At 58.1% G+C, this 23,190-nt stretch carries 22 protein-coding genes and 1 pseudogene; 20 read left to right on the top strand and 3 right to left on the bottom strand.

The window, feature by feature from the left end; genetic code table 11:
* Window positions 1-52: 52 nt before the first annotated feature.
* Window positions 53-1,303 (top strand): IS256 family transposase, encoded by a 1,251-nt coding sequence (locus DDE20_RS17830; RefSeq protein ID WP_116559884.1) that lies wholly within the window; start codon window positions 53-55, stop codon window positions 1,301-1,303.
* A 196-nt stretch (window positions 1,304-1,499) separates the two neighbouring features.
* Complete coding sequence (locus DDE20_RS17825) at window positions 1,500-1,838, top strand: hypothetical protein (protein WP_116559883.1); 339 nt, start codon at window positions 1,500-1,502, stop codon at window positions 1,836-1,838.
* Here DDE20_RS17825 and mobQ read toward each other — a convergent pair.
* The gene (gene mobQ / locus DDE20_RS17820; protein ID WP_116559882.1) at window positions 1,828-3,114 is read right to left on the bottom strand and encodes a MobQ family relaxase; all 1,287 of its coding nucleotides are present in this window, start codon (window positions 3,112-3,114) and stop codon (window positions 1,828-1,830) included. The genes DDE20_RS17825 and mobQ overlap by 11 nt on opposite strands.
* A gap of 643 nt (window positions 3,115-3,757) precedes the next feature.
* Between mobQ and DDE20_RS17810 the strand changes: the two genes are divergently transcribed.
* The 10 genes from DDE20_RS17810 (at window position 3,758) to DDE20_RS17765 (ending at window position 13,106) form a co-directional block, all read left to right on the top strand.
* Window positions 3,758-4,045, top strand: a complete 288-nt coding sequence (locus DDE20_RS17810) for a mobilization protein (protein ID WP_116559902.1) — start codon at window positions 3,758-3,760, stop codon at window positions 4,043-4,045.
* An 11-nt stretch (window positions 4,046-4,056) separates the two neighbouring features.
* Complete coding sequence (locus DDE20_RS17805; RefSeq protein WP_240608218.1) at window positions 4,057-5,718, top strand: type IV secretory system conjugative DNA transfer family protein; 1,662 nt, start codon at window positions 4,057-4,059, stop codon at window positions 5,716-5,718.
* An 18-nt stretch (window positions 5,719-5,736) separates the two neighbouring features.
* Window positions 5,737-6,285: a hypothetical protein gene (locus DDE20_RS17800; RefSeq protein ID WP_116559880.1), complete on the top strand. Its 549-nt coding sequence runs from the start codon at window positions 5,737-5,739 to the stop codon at window positions 6,283-6,285.
* 225 nt (window positions 6,286-6,510) lie between these two features.
* Window positions 6,511-7,545 carry a replication initiator protein A gene (locus DDE20_RS17795; protein ID WP_116559879.1) on the top strand — a complete coding sequence of 345 codons (1,035 nt, stop codon included), beginning with the start codon at window positions 6,511-6,513 and terminating at the stop codon, window positions 7,543-7,545.
* A gap of 111 nt (window positions 7,546-7,656) precedes the next feature.
* Complete coding sequence (locus DDE20_RS17790; protein ID WP_116559878.1) at window positions 7,657-8,325, top strand: ParA family protein; 669 nt, start codon at window positions 7,657-7,659, stop codon at window positions 8,323-8,325.
* The gene (locus tag DDE20_RS17785) at window positions 8,309-8,587 is read left to right on the top strand and encodes a chromosome partitioning protein ParB (protein ID WP_116559877.1); all 279 of its coding nucleotides are present in this window, start codon (window positions 8,309-8,311) and stop codon (window positions 8,585-8,587) included. Before DDE20_RS17790 ends, DDE20_RS17785 begins: the two co-directional genes overlap by 17 nt.
* 44 nt (window positions 8,588-8,631) lie before the next feature.
* On the top strand, window positions 8,632-9,963 hold the full coding sequence (locus DDE20_RS17780) for a DNA cytosine methyltransferase (protein WP_116559901.1): 1,332 nt from the start codon (window positions 8,632-8,634) through the stop codon (window positions 9,961-9,963).
* On the top strand, window positions 9,956-10,744 hold the full coding sequence (locus DDE20_RS17775; protein WP_116559876.1) for an endonuclease: 789 nt from the start codon (window positions 9,956-9,958) through the stop codon (window positions 10,742-10,744). The genes DDE20_RS17780 and DDE20_RS17775 overlap by 8 nt, the downstream gene beginning before the upstream one ends.
* Window positions 10,745-10,794: 50 nt before the next feature.
* Window positions 10,795-12,162, top strand: coding sequence for an ATP-binding protein (locus tag DDE20_RS17770; protein WP_116559875.1), 1,368 nt, complete (start codon window positions 10,795-10,797; stop codon window positions 12,160-12,162).
* On the top strand, window positions 12,162-13,106 hold the full coding sequence (locus DDE20_RS17765) for an O-methyltransferase (RefSeq protein ID WP_116559874.1): 945 nt from the start codon (window positions 12,162-12,164) through the stop codon (window positions 13,104-13,106). The genes DDE20_RS17770 and DDE20_RS17765 overlap by 1 nt, the downstream gene beginning before the upstream one ends.
* Here DDE20_RS17765 and DDE20_RS17760 read toward each other — a convergent pair.
* Complete coding sequence (locus DDE20_RS17760) at window positions 13,103-13,642, bottom strand: recombinase family protein (RefSeq protein ID WP_116559873.1); 540 nt, start codon at window positions 13,640-13,642, stop codon at window positions 13,103-13,105. The two genes, DDE20_RS17765 and DDE20_RS17760, sit on opposite strands and share 4 nt — an antisense overlap.
* A 238-nt stretch (window positions 13,643-13,880) precedes the next feature.
* Here DDE20_RS17760 and DDE20_RS17755 point away from each other — a divergent pair, with 238 nt between their 5' ends.
* The 8 genes and pseudogenes from DDE20_RS17755 to DDE20_RS17715 all read left to right on the top strand — a co-directional run bounded on the left by DDE20_RS17755 (window position 13,881) and on the right by DDE20_RS17715 (window position 21,636).
* Complete coding sequence (locus DDE20_RS17755; protein ID WP_116559872.1) at window positions 13,881-14,768, top strand: cation diffusion facilitator family transporter; 888 nt, start codon at window positions 13,881-13,883, stop codon at window positions 14,766-14,768.
* Between the two features lie 227 nt (window positions 14,769-14,995).
* Entirely contained in the window at window positions 14,996-16,165 is a 1,170-nt protein-coding gene (locus tag DDE20_RS17750; RefSeq protein WP_116559871.1) for a MerR family transcriptional regulator, read from the top strand.
* A gap of 29 nt (window positions 16,166-16,194) precedes the next feature.
* Window positions 16,195-16,734, top strand: coding sequence for a GNAT family N-acetyltransferase (locus DDE20_RS17745; protein WP_116559870.1), 540 nt, complete (start codon window positions 16,195-16,197; stop codon window positions 16,732-16,734).
* A 4-nt stretch (window positions 16,735-16,738) separates the two neighbouring features.
* Window positions 16,739-17,815, top strand: a complete 1,077-nt coding sequence (gene rsgA / locus DDE20_RS17740) for a ribosome small subunit-dependent GTPase A (protein ID WP_116559869.1) — start codon at window positions 16,739-16,741, stop codon at window positions 17,813-17,815.
* A 414-nt stretch (window positions 17,816-18,229) separates the two neighbouring features.
* The gene (locus DDE20_RS17735; RefSeq protein WP_205961704.1) at window positions 18,230-18,820 is read left to right on the top strand and encodes a TetR/AcrR family transcriptional regulator; all 591 of its coding nucleotides are present in this window, start codon (window positions 18,230-18,232) and stop codon (window positions 18,818-18,820) included.
* A 1-nt stretch (window position 18,821) separates the two neighbouring features.
* A complete protein-coding gene (locus DDE20_RS17730; protein ID WP_116559868.1) occupies window positions 18,822-19,751 on the top strand; it encodes a DMT family transporter in 930 nt (309 codons plus the stop codon).
* A gap of 93 nt (window positions 19,752-19,844) precedes the next feature.
* Window positions 19,845-20,081, top strand: a pseudogene (locus tag DDE20_RS17725) (transposase); the annotation flags it as partial.
* Window positions 20,082-20,802: 721 nt separating this feature from the next.
* Complete coding sequence (locus DDE20_RS17715) at window positions 20,803-21,636, top strand: ATP F0F1 synthase synthase (RefSeq protein WP_116559867.1); 834 nt, start codon at window positions 20,803-20,805, stop codon at window positions 21,634-21,636.
* Between the two features lie 211 nt (window positions 21,637-21,847).
* Here the strand turns inward: DDE20_RS17715 and DDE20_RS17710 are convergent, their stop codons facing one another.
* On the bottom strand, window positions 21,848-22,732 hold the full coding sequence (locus tag DDE20_RS17710; RefSeq protein ID WP_116559866.1) for an ArdC family protein: 885 nt from the start codon (window positions 22,730-22,732) through the stop codon (window positions 21,848-21,850).
* Window positions 22,733-23,190: the final 458 nt, after the last annotated feature.

The following is a 23,190-nucleotide window of genomic DNA, read 5'->3' as shown; positions in this document are numbered from 1 at the left end:
CATGGCGGTGTTCAGACGCCGTCAATTCTCAGCCGAGAAAGGGATATGCCACATGCCAGAGTCTACCATCACCCATATTTCCGATCCATCAGGATTTGGCTCCGACCCATTCACTGACGTCCTGCGCGATGGAGCGCGCAAGCTGATCGAACAGGCGATCCATGCGGAGCTGGCCAATCTCATGGCCGCGTTTTCCAAGGACATGCTTGAGGACGGGCGCGCGCGCCTGGTCCGCCATGGTCACCTCCCAGAACGCGAGGTAATGACCGGCATTGGCCCGGTGCCCGTGAAGGTGCCGCGCGTGCGGGATCGGGGTGCTGGCGAAGACAAGATCACCTTCACGCCAAGCATTCTACCGCGGTATCTGCGCAAGGCGAAATCGGTCGAGGAGCTGCTGCCCTGGCTGTATCTCAAGGGCGTGTCCACCGGCGATTTCACCGAAGCTCTGGGAGCGCTGCTGGGTCCGAACGCCAAGGGCCTGTCCGCCAAGACCGTCTCCCGGCTGAAGGCTGACTGGTGGGCAGACTACGAGGCTTGGCAGAAACGTGACCTCGGCAATCGGCGCTTTCTCTACATCTGGGCCGACGGGGTTTACTTCAAGCCACGCATGGCTGAGGAAAAACAATGCGTTCTGGTGATTGTCGGGGCGGATGAATATGGCCGCAAGGAGCTGTTGGCGATGACCGACGGCTTCCGAGAAAGCACCCAAAGCTGGCGCGAGCTGCTGCTCGATCTCAAACGCCGCGGCCTGACACAGGAACCAAAGCTGGCCATCGGTGACGGTGCCTTGGGGTTCTGGGCGGCACTGCGCGAGGTGTTCGCCACCACCAAGGAGCAGCGCTGCTGGGTGCATAAAACCATGAACGTGCTGAACGCGATGCCGAAATCCATCCAAGCCAAGGCCAAGGGTCATTTGCACGACATCTGGCAGGCCGAGACAAAGGCCAAGGCGAACGCGGCCTTCGACTTCTTCATCGAAACCTACGGTGTGAAATGGGACAAGGCGGTTGCCAAGCTGGTCAAGGACCGCGAGGCGTTGCTGACATTCTACGACTTCCCTGCGGAACACTGGAAACACATCCGGACGTCAAACCCGATCGAGAGCACGTTCGCGACCGTCCGGCATCGCACGAAACGCACCAAGGGCTGCCTCAGCCGACAGACCGGCCTGGCCATGGCTTTCAAGCTGATGATCTCGGCGCAGAAGAAATGGCGCAAACTCGACGGTCGAAACCGCCTGCCAGAGATCATCCAAGGGGTTGAGTTCCGCGACGGGCTCCGCCAACTTCAAGCTGCCGCCTGATCAAGCGTCACCAACTTTTGCCGATATCTCGCGTCAGCCCGTCGATCACCTGTCCTGTCTATCGCTCAAAGCGATACCGGCGCACTGCCGGGATCACTGAACTCTATCGAGCCATATCTACATCGATAATATACGATTGATGCCTTCGTTAGATTCAGGCACAAGACGACCATCATTGTTTCTGTTGGTATGCGCGATGAACCAGACGATTGACCTCGAACTAAACGTCACCACCGAACAAGGCCTTCGGGGACTTGCTCAGGAGGGACACACGGTCGAAGTGCTGTGCAAAGCCGATCCTGAACGCAAGGGACCAAGCTGGTACGGCCTGTGGATCATGCGGACGGTTGGGAGTGATGGGCAGGAGAAAATCCTTGTCACTGCCAGAACGCGAGTGACGCAGAATGCGATCAGGGTGCGCGAATTCAAGACGGCAACCGGCGTGATTTCATTCCTTGTTGGTGTCGGGTTCTCTCAGGCGAGCATTCCCATGAAGAATGGGGAAACGACCTCTCATCGCCTCGTCAGTGACTGAGACCTGGATCACGGTCGATGTCCCTATCCTTCTCGACCTCCTGATCCTTCTCCTGGTCGCGCTCGTCCTCAATTTCTAGCCGCTCGCGCGGTTTGTTCAGCACATCCTTCAGCCGCTCGTTGACGGACGGCTTGCGCGCCTCGCGGCTTGTGTCTTCGCCAAGGTCATTTTCGCTGTACCCGTCCAGCTTGTGAACCGCCGCTTGGCCATCGCGACCGGCGTCTTTCTCCATGATCGCCTTCAGGCGCTCGCGCGCATAATTGCGGCCTTCCGGCTTCGGCGTGTCGTCCTGGTCCCGCGACCGGCCCACAACCTGCGACAACCGCTCCCGGATATCGTCCGATGTGCGTCCGTCGCGATCTTTCGCAGTCGCGGCCCTGAGTGCGGCCAGACCGGCAGAGACGCGGCCCTGCCCCGCCTCGCGCTCGATGCCGTAAGTCTCCCGCGCAATATCCAGCCGCTCACGCATTTCGCGGAAAGCGGCGCGGGCCTGGCGGGCGGCATGGACCACGGCCCCGCGCTCGGTAACGGGGACGTATTCCCGGCCCTGACGCTCAGCCACAGCTTTCGCGCGCCGCTCCATGGAATTAGCCGCTGGCCCCAGCTTCAGCTCGGGGTCGCGATCCAGCTCCTCGGCCGTCAGCTTGTCACCACGATCCAGCGCCGTCTCGCGCTGCTTCTCAAGCGACCGGTGATCGACGCGCTCGACCTCCCCGACACGCTCCAGCGCGCGGTTCTGCAACTCGGCCCAGAGGCCGCGCATCTGCTCGATCTCGACACCGCCGGTCTTGGCGGAATCAAGCACGCGGGTTTTGGTGGTGAAGCCCCCGGCTTCCAGCTTGCGGGTGGAAGTCAGGACGTGGGCATGGTGGTTGCGCTGATCGCCTTCGCGGTGGGGCGCATGGATCGCAACATCGACGGCCACACCGTAGCGGCTGACCAGCTCCTGGGCAAAGTCGCGGGTGATCTGCGACCGGGCCTCGGCGCTGATCTCGGAGGGCAGGGCCAGCTCCCATTCGCGGGCGGTGACGGAGTTGCGGCGAGTCTCGCTGGCCTCGGCCTCGTTCCAGAGGCGGGACCGGTCCGAGGCCCAGTCGGGGGCGTCCTTCGGGGTCAGTATGAAGGTCTCCTCGATGCCCTGCTTGCGGGTGTAATCGTGGACACGGCCTTCGCGCTGGCACTCAATGCGCTCCCCGACACGGTAGGCTGCCGCCGCCGTGGCGGAGCGCCCGGCGCTGCGTTTGATCGTCTTTACGGAGAGGTGGTAGCTGGCCATGCTGACTACCCCGCCCTCTGATGCAGACGATACCGACGCGCGCCGCTGCTGACCCCGGCCCAGGCCCCGACATGGGCCACCGGGTGAGCCGTCTTTTCCCCGATGGATCGCGCCCTGCCCCGGCGCGGTACGACTGGAAAAGACAGCCCGCTTGAGGCGAGCCAACAGCTCTCCGACGCGCGGGCTTGCCAGTGATCTGCCCCCAGATCCCCAGCCTCATGGGGGGCGGGATATGGGGACAGATCACTGGCGGTTTGCTGGGGGCAAACCCGGTTCGTGTCGGCACCGTCAGGTTTGCCGGGGTGCGCGTTCGCACCGACACGAACCTCCCGCAAGGGAGACGCCAGCGGCAGACCGACCCCCACCGTGGGGCATCGGGCGGGACGCGATCCAACCGCTGAGGTTGGGCTGGGATGGTTTGGAAGGGGCAGCGCGCCCTTCCATGTCGCGGCGGCACGCAGCGAAGGGGATGGCCATCGGCCGGGGCTTTGCTCCAGAGAGATCGCACGCAAATCTCGGAACCGCAGGTGAAGAGTTTGCATAAGTGCGCCCTTGTCCTTTACAGGCCTACGGGTAAGCGCTATCGGTTGATCTGGCAAGAACAACTTCAACCACAAGAATGTTTGGTGGCGAGGGTAGAGATTTGGCAGAAACAGAACTTGAGCGCGCCGAGAAACGATATGCCCAGGCCAAGGCCCGGCTCCAAGCGCTGAAGAACAGGGAAAGTACCAGACAGCGCAAACTCGACACGCGGCGTAAGGTGATCCTGGGCGGTGCGCTCCTCGATCTGGCGGAACGGGATTCCGGGGCTGCCGCGATGCTCGACCGGCTGATCCGCAACCTGCCCCGCGAACAGGATCGCAAGGCCTTCGCCGACTGGAACATGCCCTCCCCTGCCCCATCCAGCTCTGATCCGGACACATCGTCCTGATGCGGGGCGTGATGCTTGTCTTCGGAGGGCTGTTCCGGCTCTTCGGTCGATTGATCTTCACGCCCATCCTACTGGGCTGGATGATCGGCGCTGTCCTGTTCGGCGCGATGATCGGGGCACTTGTCGCCACGCCGTTCGTCTTCGCCTTCTTCGACCAACCGCCCGGCGAAAGCGCATGGCAGTGGCTGGTCTTTGGGCCGTTCATGCTCATAGGCGTTGTCTTCGGGTTCCAGTACTGGCGCATGGCCTCCGGGGCCGATGCCTTCTTCGGGCTGACCGGCGACAGCCACGGCTCCGCCCGCTTCGCCAACCGCAAGGAGCTGAAGAAGCTCCAGCGGGAAGACGGCCTTCTGATCGGGCGCAACCCGCACACCGGACGACTGCTGCACTATGACGGCCCCGCCCATCTGATCACCCTCGCCCCGACACGGGCCGGGAAAGGTGTCGGCACCGTCATCCCGAACTTGCTGGCGGCGGAACGCTCGGTGCTGGTCATCGACCCCAAGGGCGAGAACGCCCGTATCGCCGGGGAAGCCCGGCGGCGGTTCGGAACGGTCCACGTCCTCGATCCGTTTGAGGTCTCCGGGATGCCGTCTGCTGCCTACAACCCGCTCGACCGGCTGGCACCGGACAGCCTCGATCTGGGCGAGGATGCGGCCTCCCTGACAGAGGCGCTGGTCATGGACCCGCCGGGACAGGTGACGGAAGCACACTGGAACGAGGAGGCCAAGGCCATCCTCGGCGGGCTGATCATGTTCTGCGTCTGCCACGAGGACCGCAACCGCCGGACGCTTGCCACCGTCCGGGAATATCTCGCCCTGCCCCCGGAAAAGCTGCGCGCGCTGCTGGAGCTGATGCAGGACAGCGATGCGGCGGGCGGGCTGATTGCCCGCGCCGCCAACCGCTTCCTCGGCAAGGCGGATCGCGAAGCCGCCTCGGTGCTGTCGAACGCGCAGCGCCACACGCATTTCCTGGACAGCCCGCGTATTGCCAGGGTTCTTTCGCAGTCGGATTTCCACTTCTCCGATCTGCGCCACCGGATCGCTTCGGTGTTTCTGGTGCTGCCACCGAACCGGATGGACGCCTACAGCCGCTGGCTGCGCCTTCTGGTCTCTCAGGCCCTCCAGGACATCGCACGGGACGCAGAAGCGTCCGTGAGGCCCCAGAGCGACCCTGCAGGCGCTCAGGGGGGCATACAGCGCCTTAAGACGCCCACGCTGTTCCTCCTGGACGAGTTTGCCGCCCTGGGCCGCCTGGAGGCCGTGGAGCGCGCCATGGGGCTGATGGCGGGCTATGGGCTACAGCTCTGGCCGATCCTACAGGATATGAGCCAGCTCAAGGACCTCTACGGCGAACGCGCGGGCACCTTCATTGCCAATGCCGGGGTGCAGCAGGTCTTCGGGGTCAATGACTTCGAGACGGCCAAGTGGTTGAGCCAGATGATGGGTCAGGAAACTGCCGGGTTCCAAACCGACAGCTTCAAGCCCGGTGACGGCCCCAGCTTCAGCAACAACCTCACGGGCCGCGATCTGCTGACCCCAGATGAAATCATGCAGCTCCGCCCGGAAAACCAGCTCCTGCGCGTGCAGGGGCAAGCCACCGCCGTGGCCCAAAAGCTGCGCTACTACACCGATCCCGAGTTCAAGGGGCTGTTCGTCCCGCAGGACCAGTAATCCGAAGGACGCCTCCCGATGCCAGACCAACCCGACCCCCCTGCTCTCTCCGACGATGATCTGCGCGAAACGCTCGATCTGATGGCAACGGCTGTCGCCAGCATGTCCGACAGGATCGACGATCTGACCGCCGTGGCGGACAAGCAGATCAAGGTTGCGACGGAAGCGCGGATCGCGGCCTTCGCCGCACGTGACCAGACCAATCCGAAAAATTACGGGGATCTTCTGGGTCAGACCCTCAACAGCCACCTTGGGGCAACCGCAGACGCGATGACCGAGATTGTCAGACACCTTGGCGTCCAGACAGAAAAAACCATCGTGGCCTTGGCCAAATCTGAAGATGACAGGTCCAAAGCCTATCGAGAGGTGTTCGAACGCGAACAGAAAGCGGAGCGCCTCAAAAGCCGCCTGCCCTGGTTTGGTCTGGGTGCAGTGGTTCTGGCTTTGGTGCTGACGGTGACGCTTCCTCGTTTCTTGGCCAACAACGCGGCCACATGCGCTGTTCTTGGAGCGTCCTGGACGACGACAACCACGGGTGTTGATGCGTGTGTGTTCTATCAGAGGTGATGGGTGAAGTGCTGTCAGTGACTGTCTCAACTTGACAGGCTGGGTGTTATATATGTGTTAGAATCTGTGTTACGGGTGAGAAGATTACTCTTAGTCGTTTGAAATTTAATGACTTCTTCTAATCCTCGGTAACTGATAACACGAATCTTGGTAACTGAAATCCTGCTTTGGGTAACTGATAACACGAATCTTGACTGTGGTAACTAAAACCACGAATGTGGGCCCATGGTAACTGATAACACGAACGCCCTCGCCCCGCTCCTCCCGGATCGTCACCCGCAGCATGACCTCTTCATCTGCGATGTGGCTGACGCTGTGTTGAAGGACGTGATGCAACATATGGAGCATCCGTTCTACTCGCTTTCAAAGAAGCCGGAAACGACGATCAAGCGATACGAGAATGGCAATAAGTGGCTGCAGATCACGCCTAGTGTGAAGGGTCTCGCAACGATCTACGACAAAGATATTTTGATCTACTGCATTAGCCAGATCATGGCGAAACTGAAAGAGGGCCTTCCAGTTTCGCCCCGTGTTCGGATCAATTCCAGAGAGCTGCTTATCTTCACAAATCGCGGTACAAGTGGCCGAGAGTATCAGTCCCTTCTCGATGCCCTGGACCGTCTTGAAGGAACCCGTATCAGGACGAACATTGTGACCGGGGACGAAGAACAGGTCGATGGGTTCGGCCTGATCGACGCTTCCTCAATCCGCCGCAAGCATGGTCTCGATGGTCGTCTGCTCTGGTGTGAGGTGAAGCTGTCGGATTGGGTCTTTAACGCGATACGCAACGAAGAAGTTCTGACTCTGCATAAGGACTACTTCCGTCTGCGCAAGCCCATTGAACGGCGGGTGTATGAAATTGCTCGTAAACACTGTGGCCAACAGAAATACTGGCGCATCACACTGGCTAAACTGCTTCTCAAGACTGGTTCTCAAAGCCCTCAGAAGCGCTTCCGGCAGATGATCCGGCAGCTTGTAGAGCATGACCACTTGCCGGACTACCACGTCACCTTCGAGGATGAAGCCGACATGGTGGTTTTCACCAATCGTGGCACGATGTCACCTACTTCGATCGTAGAGGGCAGCATTCCGCCTTTGCAGTCCGATACCTACGAAGAAGCGCGCCATGCTGCTCCTGGATGGGATGTACGTTTTCTTGAACAGGAATGGCGCAGCTGGTGCGTAGAGCCCCCTCGCAATGCTGATCGAGCTTTTGTCGGGTTTTGCCGGAAGTGGTTTGAGAAACGCGGGAGGCCATGAGATTAAAAACCGGTATGCGAAATAAAACCGGTTATAGATTAAATTCAGGTATTGGAATTTTTTCTGGTAAGAGATATAAATCCGGTAACATAAAACTAGCAGGATCGAGCAATGCCCGTCATCGTCATGGCAAGCCCAAAAGGGGGGGTCGGCAAATCCACATGCGCCGTACTGCTTGCGTCAGAATTCGCGCGCATGAGAGCGGATGTCACAGTGTTGGACTGCGACCCGAACAAATCTCTGACCAGATGGGCTTCACATGGATTGCCCGCTGGCGTGACGCTCAAGAGCGAGATCGGCCGTTCAGAGATCGTTCCCACTATTCGGAGTGCTGATGGCGACGGCAAGATCGTCATTGTGGACTTGGAAGGCGTCGCATCACAGCTGGTCAGCCGTGCGATTTCACAAGCCGACTTGGTTATTGTTCCGATGCAGCCGACCGCTCTCGACGCAGAGATCGGTTCCGAAGCCCTGGCATTGGTGCGAGAGGAAGAAGAGGCGCTCGGACGTTCGATCCGACATGCCGTGGTTTTGACCAAAACCAGCGCTGCAGTCAAAAGCCGCGTCCAAAAGGAATTGGAGGAACAGCTCAGAGGAGCTGGGATCGACGTGATCGAGCCATCCTTGGTAGCACGCGCGGCATTCTCGGAATTGTTTGCCTATGGCGGCGATCTGACCGCGATGATGAACGACCCTGAGATGATGACAGGCGGAAAAGTGGATAAGGCGTTGATCAACGCCCAAGCATTCGCGGAGGCTGTTTATGAGCGGCTCAAATAGACTTGCAGGATTGAAGGCACGCCCCAAGGATACGACTGTTGAAGAAGTCCGGCGCGTGGATGAGGTCGGAGAGGCGAGGGGGTTTTTAGACAGGACACCTCGCAAGAAGCCTGGCCGCAAGCCCAGTCCCCGGACGCATCAACTACACCCCAAGGTTTTTCCTTGGGTAGGGGAAGCCATTGCAGCAGAAGCTGAAAGACTCGGTGTCACGCAAGGCCAGTTGATCGAGCTGATGTGGGAAAAATATGAAGGATCGCATTAACCAAAGGGTGTGATGCTAGGCAAATGTTGAGAAAGATAAGCGCAATGCGACCAATCGGAATTGATCTTTTTGCAGGGGCAGGGGGGCTGAGCCTCGGCTTCGAGCAAGCAGGCTTTGATGTGAGGGCCGCGATCGAGATCGATCCCGTGCATTGTGCCGTTCACGAGTTCAACTTCCCAGAAACCACTGTGATCCCCGCTTCGGTCGCTGAGCTTACCGGCGAAGAAATTAGACAACGTGCTGGCCTTGAGGGAAATAAGATCGATTGTGTCTTCGGCGGTGCGCCATGCCAGGGCTTTTCCCTGATTGGTCACAGAGCGCTCGACGACCCTCGCAACAAGCTAGTTCTTGATTTTGTACGTCTCGTGGATGAGCTCGACGCGGAAAGCTTCGTCTTCGAAAATGTCAAAGGACTCACGGTTGGTAGGCACAAGACCTTCCTGAAGGAGCTGGTGGAGGCCTTCGAGCGGGTTGGTTACGAGTGCCGCTTGCCGTGGAAGGTGCTTAATGCCGGTCACTATGGCACACCACAGTCGCGCGAGCGCTTCATCCTCATGGGTGTAAAGAAGGGTGGGGTGCTTCCCGACTATCCTACCCCTATGACGAACATTGCCGGTCGGCCAAAGCTCTTTCCTGAGTTGGTCTATGGGCCGTCTTGCGCCGAGGCGATCGGGGATCTTCCTGATGCCGACTCCTTCGAAACGCTGAATGTTAGTGATGCGGTCAAAACAAACCGTTTTGGTGAACCATCCGTCTACGCGGCTGGCCTTCGCGGGCTGAAGAACGACGCGTGGCATTTTGGCTATATGCGCGAGTGGAGTCCCGAGATTCTGACATCGAGCGCGCGTACTAAACACACGGAAATTTCACGGCGGCGATTTGGCCAAACAGAAGAAGGGGCTGTTGAGCCAATCAGCCGGTTCTTCAAGCTCCCGCAAGGCGGAGTTTCCAACACGCTTCGTGCGGGAACAGACGGAGCGAGGGGGGCCTTCACCAGCCCGCGACCTATCCATTATCGCCATGCGCGCTGCATCACCGTTCGCGAGATGGCTCGCTTACATGGTTTCCCTGACTGGTTCCGGCTTCATGCTACCAAGTGGCATGGTGCGCGCCAGATCGGCAACGCGGTCCCGCCGCCTTTAGCCAGGGCGATAGCCGCGAAGATGATCGAAGCTCTGGGTATCGAGCCCACTAGGCCTGAAGAAGTTTTATCACTAGGTGACCAAAAGCTTTTGACGCTCGACCTTTCACAAGCCTCGCGCCGCTTCGGGATCACACCACCGCCAAGCAAGCGCGACCGAAAGAGCGGGGCGAAGAAGCGCACGCAGGAACAGATCGAGGAAGAGATCAATGCGGGGAGGGTAGCCTATGGCTAAGTCGCCCAATCGTTATGGCGCTCTCGTCGAGAAGATTTTCTTCGACCGCTACAGTGACAGAACAACCGAACTCCAATTCGCCCGCACCGATATCGAAGATGCGGCTGAAGCCTTGGACATCAAGCTCCCGAAGAACTTGGGCGACGTGCTCTACTCTTTTCGGTTTCGGTCGGCATTGCCCGAGCGCATCGTTGATACCCAGCCCGAGGGTATGGAATGGGTGATCGAACTCGCAGGGCGTGCCGTTTATAAGTTTCGCCTGGTCAAGATCAATCGCGTCCTACCCCGCGAAGACTTGGTGACGATCAACATTCCCGATGCTACGCCCGAGCTGATCCGGGCCTATGCGCTCGACGACGAGCAGGCGCTTTTGGCTATCGTGCGCTACAACCGGCTGATCGACACATTCTTGAGCCTCACGACCTACAGCCTTCAGAACCACCTTCGTACAACGGTCAAAGGGATTGGGCAGATCGAGATCGACGAGCTCTATGTCGGGCTCGACAAGCGTGGCTGCCACTATGTCATCCCCGTGCAGGCCAAAGGTGGCAAGGATCAGATTGGCATCGTACAGACGAGCCAAGACATTCGCTTCGTCGAAGAGAAGTTCCCAGGCATGCGGAGCAGAGCGATCGCCGCGCAATTCATGGAAGCACAGGTGGTTGCGCTGTTCGAGCTCACCTTGCAGGACGATGAGGTAAAGGTTGTGGAAGAGCGGCACTATCGGCTTGTCCCGGCGAAAAAGCTCAACCCTGACGCGATACGGGACTATCGAGACTGATAGATTGCCCTTATCGTGATTTCTATATCATTGGTTTTGGGGAGTTTTACATGATACCAGGTGACAAATCCAAAGCGAGTGCAAACCCGACCAAGGCATTCTTTGTCAGGATGATCACACGGGACATTACTTTAGAAGACTGTATTTTTGATCTGATCGACAACAGCATCGACGGGGCTTGGGAGCTGGCTGGTGGTCGACCAATGAGTTTGGCCGATGATACTGATCTCTCAGCATACAAGATAAGCATCGAAATTAAGCCAGATAGATTCTCAATTCATGATAATTGCGGAGGCATCTCGCTAGACGATGCTGCCAATTACGCGTTCACTTTTGGCCGCAAGGACGACGCAGAAACCGAAAACTTCAGCATCGGCGTATACGGCATCGGAATGAAGCGAGCCGTTTTCAAAATAGGCTCTAAAATTGGTATTAAAAGCACATTCACTGATAATGGCGGCTTGATGTCGTTTCGTGTTCCTGTCGACGTGAATGCTTGGCTGGCGGCTGGCGATGGCAACTGGGATTTTGACATCGAAGGAGCAGACAATCTAGCCGCGCCTGGTGTCCAAATAGATGTGACAGACCTCAACGAAGCGGCAGCCCAATCTTTTGAAAGTCCAAGATTCATCCAAGATCTTCGCAGGGCGATTGCACGCGATTACGCCCTTCATCTACATCGCGGCCTGACTATTGAGGTAGAAGGAAAATCGATAAACGGCTGGGCAATCGAGCTACGACAGGGCGGAGAGTTTTCGCCCATGAGAGCCAGCTTCGAAGAGAACATAGAGGGCGAAAAGGTCTATGTAGAAGTTCTTGCTGGTATGGAGGCCATTCCCCCGGAGGACAGTGATCCAGATGGCGACTGGGACGAGGACCAAAACCGCTCTGGTTGGTATGTCGTCTGTAACGGCAGGATTGTTCTGGCTGCGGACAAGACCACGCTAACCGGATGGGGTACGGAGAGTTGGCCTATATGGCACCCCCAATACACTGGATTTATGGGGTTGATCATTTTTTCCTCGCGGCGAGCCGATCTTCTTCCATTGACCACAACGAAAAGAAGTGTTGACGCGACTTCCCAACTCTATCGACGCTATCGCCCTAACATGCGCGAACCTTCGAAGGCTTGGATCGCCTACACCAATGCCCGAAGGCAAAGAGAAAGAGACGAGGTTGTAGGGCAGGAGCAGGAAGCCAAATCAGTGCCCATCTATGAAGTCGCCGCACAACCGGCAGTGGTTTTGCCGCAGGTTGCGACGAAGAAACGGGTTCCAGAAGCGAATGTTTTATACAGCGTACCAAAACCAAGGTTGCTCAAGCTGGCTACCGCAATGGGGAATATCCGGATGCCCTACAAAGAGGTTGGGCTTCAGTCTTTCGAATATGCCTACGCTGATTTGGTCGGGGAAGACTAATGGCATCCTTCGACTCGATTAACTACAGCCTTCGGCCGAGTAAAAGTGTGCAACGCGGCATTGTTTTTCATGGGCTAAAAGCTCTTAGCGACGCCATGGCCCTGCAAAACTCATTATATATAGGGTTCGGGTCGATATGGTTCACTGACTTTGTGATGGCTCACAAAGCACTGGAAATTGATGAGATGATATCGATCGAGGCCAACGACGTTGGCTTTCGGCGCGCAGAATTTAACAAGGTTTACCGGTCAATAAGTGTTGTCGAAGGACGATCCGAAGACAAACTTCCAGAACTTCTGAACCAAGGGGAATACCAAGCCAGGCCATGGATCGTGTGGCTCGACTATGATGGCGCTTTGGATGAGGAAAAGGTGGAAGAAATGCGGTGGCTATTGCTCAACGCACCACCAAACAGCATCGTCTTGTTTACGTTTAGTGCCACACAAAATGCTTATGGAAAGCCTGCGCAGCGTCCCGGGCGCGTGGCTGACATCTTGGGTCCAGTAGTTCCTGACGAACTCAGTCGCGAGGATTGCAACCAAGAGAACCTGCCGCAAACGCTAGCATCTTTGACAATGGATTTTCTAAGCTCGGTCGTCGCCGACAACGCTCGTCCTGGGGGGTTCATTCGTTCCTTTAAGATTCCATACTTCGACTCAGTTGGAATGGTAACTGTCGGCGGTGTCTTACCAGCTCTTGGCACAGCACCAGCAGCACGAGCTGTCATCGCGGATCATAAGTGGCAGGGTATCGTCGATGAGATGATCCAGGCTCCGCCGATGACGCTAAAGGAAGTTGCCACCCTTCAAGCCGAGTTGCCATGCTTGGAGGATTTGACCCGCGCTAGAGTACAGGAGCTTGGCTTCGATCTCCTGGAGCATCAAATACGTTCTTTTCAAAGATATTACAAATACTTACCAAACTTCGCCGAAATCGTTTCTTAAACTCGTCGCACTGTTCGTTCGCTGACTTTGAACAAGCGGGCAATCTCTGAGATGGCACGGTGGTCTTCATCTCGCATACGACGCACCTCGTCCTTTTGAGCGGGCGACAGGGCAGGGGGCCTTCCTCCGATCCGGCCCCGCTTGCGGGCGGATGCCAGACCTTCTCTGGTCCGCTCTGAAATCCGTTCCCGCTCGAACTGGGCAATGGAAGCAAAAACATGGAACACAAGACGGCCAGCCGGCGTCGTCGTGTCGATGTCCTCAGCCAGGGACCGGAAGCCGGCTCCGCGCGCGCGGATCGTCTCGACAATCTCCAGCAGGTCTTTCATCGAGCGCGCCAGGCGGTCATACTTCGTGACGGTCACAACGTCGCCGTCCCGGAGCTGCTCCAGCATTCTGTCCAGTTCCGGGCGGGCGCGCCTTGATCCGCTGATCTTATCTGCGAAGACTCTCTCGGCACCGGCTGCCGAGAGGGCATCAGTCTGTGAATCTAGGCTCTGGTCGTCAGTGCTGACGCGGGCATATCCGATGATCATGCCTCAGTGTGACAAAAACCTGCCAAAACCGCAAAGGTTTTGCCGGAGGTTTTTGTCCCAGCTAAGCGGTTGATCCTAGGCAGGGCAGTGCGCGCGGTCAAAAACGAGGGTTTTTGGAGCATCCCAGCTATAAAAATATAGATAAATTTGAACATGACTTTCACTCGCAAAGTCAGCGGCTTGCATCACTGTATCGCGCAAACTAACTGCCGTGATCAGGACTGGAGGAGCGGCCAACATGACCAATATCAAGCTTGCAATTAGCAGTATTTTCGTCGGCTTTGCTGTCTTGGGATTGAAAGCCCTCGCCTACTGGATAACTGGTTCGGTCGCACTTTTATCAGACGCACTCGAAAGCACGGTCAATGTAGCAACAGCGTTCGCCGCGCTCGTCGCGATCCATATCGCGGCCAAACCCGCTGATGCCAATCACCCCTATGGACACCACAAGGCAGAATTTTTCAGTGCTGTCCTCGAAGGTGTAATGATCATCGTTGCCGCACTGCTGATCTTTCGTGAGGCCTACCACGGCTTCATGCAGCCAGTCATGCTTGACGCCCCAGTAGCAGGGCTTCTTGTGAACATGGCGGCAACAGTCATAAACGGGCTATGGGCTTGGGTGCTGATCACGCGTGGACGAGCCCAGAAATCACCAGCCTTGGTAGCCGATGGAAAACACCTGATTACGGATGTTCTTACCTCTGTCGGGGTTGCCGCTGGCGTTATTCTGGCTGTCGCAACAGGATGGTGGATACTGGATCCGGCATTGGCCGCACTCGTGGCTGTCAACATCCTCTGGTCAGGTTCGAAAATCGTCAAAGAGTCCCTGAGCGGCCTGATGGATGAGGCCGTCTCAGCGCAGACACTTGACGCGATCCGTAATGTTATCGCGTCACAATTGGATGGCGCAATGCAAGCACACGATCTTCGGACACGACACGCAGGCCCGGCAATATTTATTGATTTCCATCTGGTCGTGCCCGGTGAAACGACGGTTTTTCAATCGCATGAAATCTGCGACCGGATAGAGAATTCTCTGAAAGATCTCTTGGATGGAGCCAAGATCACGATCCATGTCGAACCGGAACACAAGTTAAAGCATTTTGGAGCGATAATTCCGGATTGAAGGTGCAATTTGATTGCTGTGCTACAAGTATCGGTGTGGCCCCAAAAGGGCATTCTCACTGTTCCAAAAACCACCGTTTTTGGCGCACACCTTCTGGCAGGAGGTTTATGTCCGGTGTGCGGACGAAGCCGACTTTCAGCGTCACCAAACTTGACCTGTCTATAGCTTTACACCTTAGGAAGTTCTTGACGGTCGAGAATCGGTGTGAGTGAACAAGGCGGCGGCGGATGTATCAGATCTCGGAATTGGCGGAGAGCGTAGGGCTCTCGCGCGCGACACTGCTCTATTACGAGAAGCTTGGGCTACTGAAGAGCGAGCGCCGGGCGAACGGCTATCGCGTCTACACCGACGCCGACCGACAGCGGCTGCGGCTGATGCAGCAGCTTCAGGCCGGCGGACTGAGCCTTCAGGAATGCCAGGCCTGTCTCGATGGTAAGCTCGACCGCGACATGCTGGGACAGCGCCTCGCCGTGCTAAACGCGGAGATCGCCGAGAAGACGCGGTCGCGCGACCTTCTGGCGGCTCTGCTGGGACAGTCGAGCCTCAAGGACTGGCACGAAGAGGTCGAGCGCGTCGCGCCCGATCTGCACCGCGCCTGGCTCATGTCGCAGGGCTTTTCCAGCGCGGAGGCGGGGCTGGTCGCGCTGGTGTCCAAGGACATGAATACCCACGACGCCTACATGGCCGGGTTCATGGAGGTTTTCGCCGACCTCGACTGGTGGGGCCCGGGAACGACCGAAGCGACACGCCGGGCGCTGACAATGGTGCCGTTCGAGCCCGAGACGATCCTCGAGATCGGCTGCGGCCCCGGCATGGCGACAATGACGCTGGCCGATGCCACCACGGCGCGCATCATGGCAACCGACACGGCCGAAGGCGCGCTGGACAAGCTGCGCGCGCGGATTGACGCGGGCGGTTTTGCCGATCGGATCGAAGTGCAGAACGTCGATATGGCCACTCTTCCCGCGCCCGAGCGTCCCTGGGATGTGATCTGGTCCGAAGGCAGCGCCTATATTCTCGGAGTGGAAAAGGCGCTTGCGGCCTGGCGGGCGCTTATCCGGCCCGGCGGTGCGCTCGTGTTCTCCGACATGGTCTGGCGGACCGACACGCCCGACGAGGCCATCCGCGCCTTCTGGACCGCGGAATACCCCGCAATGGCGACGCCCGCGACCCACGCAGCACAAGCCAGGCGCGCGGGCTACAGCGTCGTTGGCCATTTCGACATCGGGCTGGAGGGGATGGAGACCTATTACCGTCCGCTCGCCGCGCGGCTCGACGCGCTCGAGCCGCGTCTTGCGGGTGCCCGTGTCCTTGACGACCTGCGCCGCGAGATCGCTGTGCTGGAGGCCGGGCGCGGGCAATTTGGCTACGAGATGTTCGTGCTGGAGCGGCTTTGACCCAGCCCGGCACCAGAGAGGATCAAGACATGAACTATTCAACAGATTACACCACCCACGCCAAAGCAATTGTGGAGATCTTCGCGGCCGCCTTCACAGCCTTGGAGGGCGCGGAGGAAGGCGCGTTGATCGGCGCCCTCGCGCGCCGCCTGATCTTAGAGACGTCGACCGAGGATCTGCGCGTCTTCACCGCTTGGGAGGACGGCGCGCTTCTCGGTGGCATCTTCTTCACCCGCCTCACCTACACGGGCGATCCGCGCACGGTCTTCCTAATGGCCCCCGTGGCGGTCGCCACGGCGCATCAGGGCAAGGGTATCGGGCAACGGCTGATCGCCCATGGTCTCGACGCGCTCCGGCAGGAGGGCGTAGACATCGCCGTGACATATGGCGACCCGGCCTTCTATGGCCGGGCTGGGTTCAGGCCCGTCTTGGAGACCGTCGTTCCCGCGCCACAGCCGCTCGGCCAGCCGCAGGGCTGGATCGCCCAGTCCCTGACCGGCGCGCCGCTGACGCCCCTCAGCGGGCCGGCGCACTGCGTCGCCGCGTTCGACGATCCGGCGCTTTGGTAGGCCGATGATCCGCGATTTTTCTGCCTTCATGCCGGGTGGCACTCCGGCGCGCCGCGAACCCACAGCGCTGGAGCGCTTAGGCTGGGGCCCGACCTTCGCAAGCCAGATCGACACTGACGCCCTGACCGCGACGCCCCCTGTGCGCGTGGTCGCCGTGCATCGCAGCGGCTTACAGGTGGCGGGCGACGGCATCGACGAGACGATCCCGCCGGGGCCCGACGCAACCGTGGGCGACTGGCTGCTACTCAACCGCGCACGGCCACGGTCGAGCCGCGTGCTGGAGCGCAAGAGCCTGATCAAGCGCCGCGCGCCGGGCACGGGCCGAGAGGTGCAGCTGATCGCGGCGAACATCGACACCGTCTTCGTCGTCACCTCCTGCAACCAGGATTTCAACGTGGCGCGACTGGAGCGCTACGTCGCAATGGCCTTCGAGGCTGGCATCGAGCCGGTGATCTTGCTGACCAAGGCGGACCTCGCCGAAGACCCCGCGCCCTATGTCGAAGAGGCACAGAAGGTGTCGGAGCGGGTCCCAGTCGTGGCGCTCGACGCCCGTGGCGAAGAGCCGGCGAAGGCGCTGGCCAGCTGGTGCAAATCGGGACGGACGATCGTCTTCCTCGGCTCCTCCGGGGTCGGAAAGTCGACCCTCACCAACGCACTCCTTGGAACGCAAGACATCGCCACCCAGGGCATCCGTAACGACGATGCGAGGGGCCGGCACACCACGACCCGACGCGAACTGCACGCCACCACCGGCGGCTGCCTCGTCCTCGACACGCCCGGCATGCGCGAGCTTCAACTGACCGACGCCGCGACCGGCATCGCCGACGTGTTCGAGGATATCGAGGCGCTGGCCGCTCGCTGTCGCTTCGCCGACTGTCGGCATGAGACCGAGCCGGGCTGCGCCATCTTGGCCGCCATCGAAGACGACAGCCTCGACCCTGAACGGCTCGCCCGCTGGCGCAAGCTCCAAGCCGAGGAGGCTTTCAACTCTGCCAGCCTCGCGGAACGCCGCGAAAAGGACCGCGCCTTCGGCAAGCTCGTCCGCAGCGCAATGAAGGCAAAATCGGATCGAAAGCGATAACTCCGACCGCTGCCGATCCGGTCCGCTTTGGGCGGATTGTGTTGAAAAACCCTCAGACAGCGGGTGGGGGTCAGATTGGAAGAACAGAATTTCGAATTACTCTAATTTTGAAGGCGTCAAGGAGCGCAGTCCGCTCCTCGGAGAACGGTTTCCCACATTCCCAAAATTTGCAGTTGCGGCAAAGAGTTTTTCAACAGAATGGGCTCCTTCCGGACGTTCTCCGCAGCGCAGTATGGGCCCAAACCCGTACGTTTTTATCACCGGCGCTTACCACCGTTTTTGGCGCACACCTTCTGGCAGGAGGTTTATGTCCGCTGAGCGGACATTCGCGACATTCGTGCACCACGGACTTCGCTCTTGTGCCCACCTCCGTTTTGTAGGTATACCGATCTACCTACAAATTAGGGGAATTTGATGGCCATGCCAGACGCCACACCGAAAGGTAGTGCTCACGACCGCCTCATGCAGGCCGCGATGATCCTATTCTACAATCATGGCATCAGCGGGACCGGCATAGACGCCATCGTGGAACGCGCGGGGGTGGCGAAAAAGAGCCTCTACAATAACTTCGCCTCGAAGGCTGATCTGGTGAACCAGTATATCGAAGCGAGACATGCGGAATGGCTGGCGCTTTACGCCGCGCGAGAAGCTACGGCATCCCATCCGAAAGAACGCATCCTAGCCGTCTTTGACGCCTATCAGGATCACGCTGAACACGCCTATGAGCATGGGTTTCGCGGGTGCGGGCTGTTAAATGCGGCGGCCGAACTTGAGGCGGGCGATGCCGGTCGCGTGGCCGTTCGGCGGCACAAGGAACAGGTAGAAAACATCCTCGCTCAGCATCTTTCCGAGATTGTGCCAGATGACTTTCACCGTGTGTCTAGCCTTGCAGCACACATCGCCTTCTTGCTGGAAGGAGCCATGACGCGGGCAGGACTTGAGGGCAACAGCGCAAGGGTCATATCGGCGCGGGCCATGGTGTCCGACATGCTGAAGGCGCTTTGACATGACGCCAGGATATGTCGGGGGCGTTGTCGCGATCCTGTTCGCAGCCGTTGTCTGGGGCACAACCGGGACTGCTGCAACCTTTGCGCCAGATGTCAGCCCTGCCGCCATCGGCGCGGCAGCAATGGGGGTCGGTGGGATCGCGCAAGCCTTGATCGCTCTGCGCGGCATCAGCCGTTCCCGCGCAGTACTATGGGATCAACGCAGGCTGCTCGTGATCGGGGCGGTTGCTGTCGCAGCCTATCCTTTGGCCTTCTATGGTTCGATGAGGTTGGCGGGCGTGACGATTGGAACCGTCATCACCATCGGGTCCGCACCGCTGCTATCAGCTCTTATTGAATATGTTTTGGATCGGGCAGGTCTGACGGCACGTTTGGCCATCGGAGCCTTGGTCGGACTGATTGGTATGACTTTCATCTGTGTGGCGGAAAGCGCGTCGCATAGCGAGGTGGTCGGCGGGAACGACGTTCCTCTTGGTGTGACCCTAGGCCTTATCGGGGGGCTAACCTACGCCCTATACTCTTGGACCGCGCGCAGGATGATGCTCCGAGGCATGAGGTCATCCGTAGCGATGGGAGCAACCTTCGGGCTTGGTGGCCTTCTGCTGATGCCAGTGCTTGTTGCGACAGGCGGGCCATTCCTTGCGTCGTGGGAAAATGCGGCAGTCGGGATGTACATGGCTGCCGTGCCAATGTTCCTAGGATATCTGTGTTTCGGCTATGGCCTTGCTCGTGTGCAAGCTAGCATGGCAACCACAATTACGCTGCTGGAGCCTGTCATTGCCGCAGTTCTGGCCGTGATCATCGTGGGCGAGCGCTTGCCAGTCCTTGGATGGGTTGGCGTGGCACTGGTCGTGGGATGCCTCGGCATCATCACGATGCCTTATTCGCGAAAACAAATAGAGACTGAACTCGGAGTGAGGTCCGCCTGAATAGCGGATTTGGGCTTATTTCGTTGAAAAACTCTCGCTTGATCGAGGGGCATCTCGCTGATTCAATTCCCTTGATGGGTGGGAGGGTCGGCGATGATGGGACCGCGACAGGAGGCGCAGCCGGCGCTGTTCTACGAGTTCTCGCTGGAGGATCACGTCCCTGAAGATCATCTTCTGCGATCTATCGACCGGTTCGTGGATTTGAGCAGCATCCGCAGCTATCTCGCCGATTTCTACAGCCATACGGGCCGTCCGTCAGTCGATCCCGAGCTGCTGATCCGGATGCTCCTGGTGGGCTATTGCTTCGGTATTCCACAGAATCGGCTCCTTCCGGACGTTCTCCGCAGCGCAGTATGGGCCCAAACCCGTACGTTTTTGTCACCGGCGCTTACCACCGTTTCTGACCGGAAAAGAAAAAGCGGCTGTGAGACGCCCACTTGTATTGTTTACCCTGACATTCCCTCATCTTCTGATAGAACCTATGTAAGGAGGCAGACGCATAACATGGGAAATATTGCCTTCAGGCTATTGCTTACGTTCAACGCAACATCTCTCCTGGTCATCATTTTCTGCATTCAGAACAACTTTTCAGTTAAATATTTTTATCCCCATCCGGTAACGGTGGGCATGCCTGACTATCTATCATATCTCGCCTACACCATAGCGCCGGTTCTGCTGACCTGGTTAAGCTTGGCTTTGTCCAGCTTCCTCGGCAAAGATGAGTTCAAAGAGGGCGAAACAGAAACCATTGAGCACGCGAACAACAGCTTTCTTCCTAGCTACCTGGGCTATTTCTTTGTCGCGCTGAGCATTTCGGATTGGCAAGCGCTCATCTTCGTTTACGGGATTCTTTTTGTCTTCACTTTCCTTTCGCAAGCCCTCTATTTCAATCCTATCTTTCTTCTTTTTGGGTACGAATTCTACAATGTCAAAACTCAATCTGGCACAACTATCTTCTTGATAAGCCGCGAGAGGTATAAAAAGCCCAGCACAGTTATAATACCCGTGGCACGACGGATAAATGACTACACCTTTATTGAAAGGAGATAGAATGGATCAGGTACTGGTGCGTGTGAAACGCCTAAGAAAGAATCCTTACAAAAAACTTCTGTCTGATACGAAACTGTATCCAACGCTCGACCCGACTGCAGTATCTATGGTGGACTACAATCCGGACCACAATCTGGACGAGGATGCATGGTTTAAGATCGAAAAATTCAGCGAGCAAGAGTTTTACATTGGCGAACTAAGTGGAGATCTCGACACCAAGGATTACGACGATCTGAGCAAAGGTAAATTTCGGGACATTTCTTGCATAATCAGCACCCAAGGAAAAGACATTTATTTTCAGAAGGTTACGCCATCATCTTTTATCACGCGCAAGATTATCCAGTTTGGGGAGGCTGCGCACCTAGAAGAAAGCGCGAACAGGATAGTTGTAAAATCCGTTCCGGATGCCGTGTTTATTAAAGGCAGCGATGTTCTTTTGTTCAGGGACATAGCTTCCGTTTCTTCAATATTTCCGGGGATCGACCAGCTATATAAGGAGGCGACCGAAGCAGAGGTGAAAGCTTTCCTCAATTCTGAATTTATTCAGCTAGTGAAACCATACGATCATAGCTCAGTTTCCAAGCCTAATCGAAAACGGCTTGCTCTTGTTACCGATACGCTTCAGGCAATGCCTGCTGCACAGCGGGAAAACCTTGTCGAATATATCAAAAACTACTGCAAGGAGGGTGTCACCCTTACCGCCGACGGAAAGTGCTTCGAGCTGTCAACGGACCAACAGTTAAAGCTTATTCTGTATGGGATCGAAGAGCGCTTCTACACAACAATGCATAGCCAAGAGAAGCGTTTGGCGAACTCCGTCCAAGCGATCGGCTAGGTTTGCGCTAAACGGTTTTCGCCGATCTGGAATTCCCCCGCTTCCGGGCATTTCATGCCCGTCCGCGCGAAGCGCCGGGCCTGTCGGCGGGTGGCCTTCAGGTTGCCCGCCGACAGGTCACCCTGAAACCGCCCCGCACAGAGTCACGCCGCAACGCAAAAAGCCCCCCGCCTGCTGACGGGGGCCTCGATCATTGCGGCGGTGCGGGCTGTTACTCGGCGGCCATCCTATCGGCCTGCGCGGTTCGGGTCATAATATAATCCACAGCCTTCTGCGCCTCGGACGCGGCGCGGAATATTGCGCGGCTGTCTTCCTTCATCGCTTCCAGCCATCCTTCGACATAGGCAGCGCTCTGGTCGAATTCAGGCTCCACCCCGATCTGCGCGCACAGCATGCAGTTGCCAATTTCCGCGACCAGCTCCTCGAACGCGTATGCCTTGCGATCATTGAACCGGCCCAAGCGGTCCAGCCGCTTTGTCGCCCCTGTCCAGTGGGTCAACTCATGCGCCAAGGTGCCGTAATATCCTGCGGCCCTGTGGAAGGTTGCAATCGGCGGCATGTGGATTCGGTCGGTCTTGATGTTGTAATAGGCGCGCGGCTCCTCGGTGCTGTCGATCTGCGCGCCACTCGCGGCAAAGAATGCCTCCAACGCCGGATCAGCGACGGTGCCAAGATCACGGGGCGGATCGGGCAGGATGTAGAATTCAGCGGGCAAACCTTCGATCTGATCTGCGTTAAACACGCGGTAAGCCTTCGCGTAGGGGATCTGGCGTTCCTCGCCACTCTCGTCCTCGCGCTCGACAGTGCCGTATTTCACGACCGTGGCGGATTTCTCGCCCTTGCGGACATGGCCCCCAAGCTGCTTGGCCTGATTGAACGTCATCCAGCGGGCTGAGCTGTAGTCCTTGGCCATCGCGGTGGCCCAAAGCATCAGGATGTTGATGCCCCGATAGGCCTCGCCGTTGAACCGTTCCGGCAAACTCACTGATGCCCCGCCACCGGTCCACGGCTTGCGCCAGGGCGGCGTTCCCGCCTCGATCTGCGCGATGATCTGGTTGGTAACATGGGAATAAACGTCAAACTTCTCTGCGGTCATTTGTGACCCTCCTTTGAGGACGCGGGCCGGGTCTCTTCCCCTTTCCGCCAATGGGCGGGCCTTCCTGTTCTGATCTTTGGAATGCCCATGCATTCCGAAGGGCAGAGCAGGTAAGGGCAAAGCCCGTCCTGCGGCCTGGCGGGGCCGTGACAACCGGGTGGAGGGCGTGAATTTGGGAGGGAACCGCGCGCCTGCGCGTGGGAGGAACCGGAATTCTCGACCGGAACCGACGCCAAAGGCGGCGCTTGCCGGTTTTCTCGGACCTGACAGGATGGCAGGCGGATCAACAGGATTTGAAAACTGTCAGGGGTGGGGTGAGCGGGCGTCAGCCGAGAAATGCGCGGAAGTTGGTGATGCCCTGAGGGGCGGCATATCATGGCGGTGTTCAGACGCCGTCAATTCTCAGCCGAGAAAGGGATATGCCACATGCCAGAGTCTACCATCACCCATATTTCCGA

Origin of the sequence: Pararhodobacter oceanensis (genome assembly GCF_003076755.1) — a bacterium.
Taxonomy (GTDB): domain Bacteria; phylum Pseudomonadota; class Alphaproteobacteria; order Rhodobacterales; family Rhodobacteraceae; genus Pararhodobacter; species Pararhodobacter oceanensis.
This window is presented reverse-complemented; position numbering and strand designations above follow the sequence as displayed.

Coding starts and splice junctions, on each gene's coding strand:
- DDE20_RS17770 (WP_116559875.1), top strand. CDS start 10,795: ATGATACCAGGTGACAAATCCAAAGCGAGTGCAAACCCGACCAAGGCA.
- DDE20_RS17750 (WP_116559871.1), top strand. CDS start 14,996: ATGTATCAGATCTCGGAATTGGCGGAGAGCGTAGGGCTCTCGCGCGCG.
- DDE20_RS17795 (WP_116559879.1), top strand. CDS start 6,511: ATGGTAACTGATAACACGAACGCCCTCGCCCCGCTCCTCCCGGATCGT.
- DDE20_RS17710 (WP_116559866.1), bottom strand. CDS start 22,732: ATGACCGCAGAGAAGTTTGACGTTTATTCCCATGTTACCAACCAGATC.
- DDE20_RS17745 (WP_116559870.1), top strand. CDS start 16,195: ATGAACTATTCAACAGATTACACCACCCACGCCAAAGCAATTGTGGAG.
- DDE20_RS17730 (WP_116559868.1), top strand. CDS start 18,822: ATGACGCCAGGATATGTCGGGGGCGTTGTCGCGATCCTGTTCGCAGCC.
- DDE20_RS17830 (WP_116559884.1), top strand. CDS start 53: ATGCCAGAGTCTACCATCACCCATATTTCCGATCCATCAGGATTTGGC.
- DDE20_RS17785 (WP_116559877.1), top strand. CDS start 8,309: ATGAGCGGCTCAAATAGACTTGCAGGATTGAAGGCACGCCCCAAGGAT.
- DDE20_RS17800 (WP_116559880.1), top strand. CDS start 5,737: ATGCCAGACCAACCCGACCCCCCTGCTCTCTCCGACGATGATCTGCGC.
- DDE20_RS17760 (WP_116559873.1), bottom strand. CDS start 13,642: ATGATCATCGGATATGCCCGCGTCAGCACTGACGACCAGAGCCTAGAT.
- rsgA (WP_116559869.1), top strand. CDS start 16,739: ATGATCCGCGATTTTTCTGCCTTCATGCCGGGTGGCACTCCGGCGCGC.
- DDE20_RS17780 (WP_116559901.1), top strand. CDS start 8,632: ATGCGACCAATCGGAATTGATCTTTTTGCAGGGGCAGGGGGGCTGAGC.
- DDE20_RS17805 (WP_240608218.1), top strand. CDS start 4,057: ATGCTTGTCTTCGGAGGGCTGTTCCGGCTCTTCGGTCGATTGATCTTC.
- mobQ (WP_116559882.1), bottom strand. CDS start 3,114: ATGGCCAGCTACCACCTCTCCGTAAAGACGATCAAACGCAGCGCCGGG.
- DDE20_RS17735 (WP_205961704.1), top strand. CDS start 18,230: ATGGCCATGCCAGACGCCACACCGAAAGGTAGTGCTCACGACCGCCTC.
- DDE20_RS17715 (WP_116559867.1), top strand. CDS start 20,803: ATGGATCAGGTACTGGTGCGTGTGAAACGCCTAAGAAAGAATCCTTAC.
- DDE20_RS17825 (WP_116559883.1), top strand. CDS start 1,500: ATGAACCAGACGATTGACCTCGAACTAAACGTCACCACCGAACAAGGC.
- DDE20_RS17755 (WP_116559872.1), top strand. CDS start 13,881: ATGACCAATATCAAGCTTGCAATTAGCAGTATTTTCGTCGGCTTTGCT.
- DDE20_RS17765 (WP_116559874.1), top strand. CDS start 12,162: ATGGCATCCTTCGACTCGATTAACTACAGCCTTCGGCCGAGTAAAAGT.
- DDE20_RS17775 (WP_116559876.1), top strand. CDS start 9,956: ATGGCTAAGTCGCCCAATCGTTATGGCGCTCTCGTCGAGAAGATTTTC.
- DDE20_RS17790 (WP_116559878.1), top strand. CDS start 7,657: ATGCCCGTCATCGTCATGGCAAGCCCAAAAGGGGGGGTCGGCAAATCC.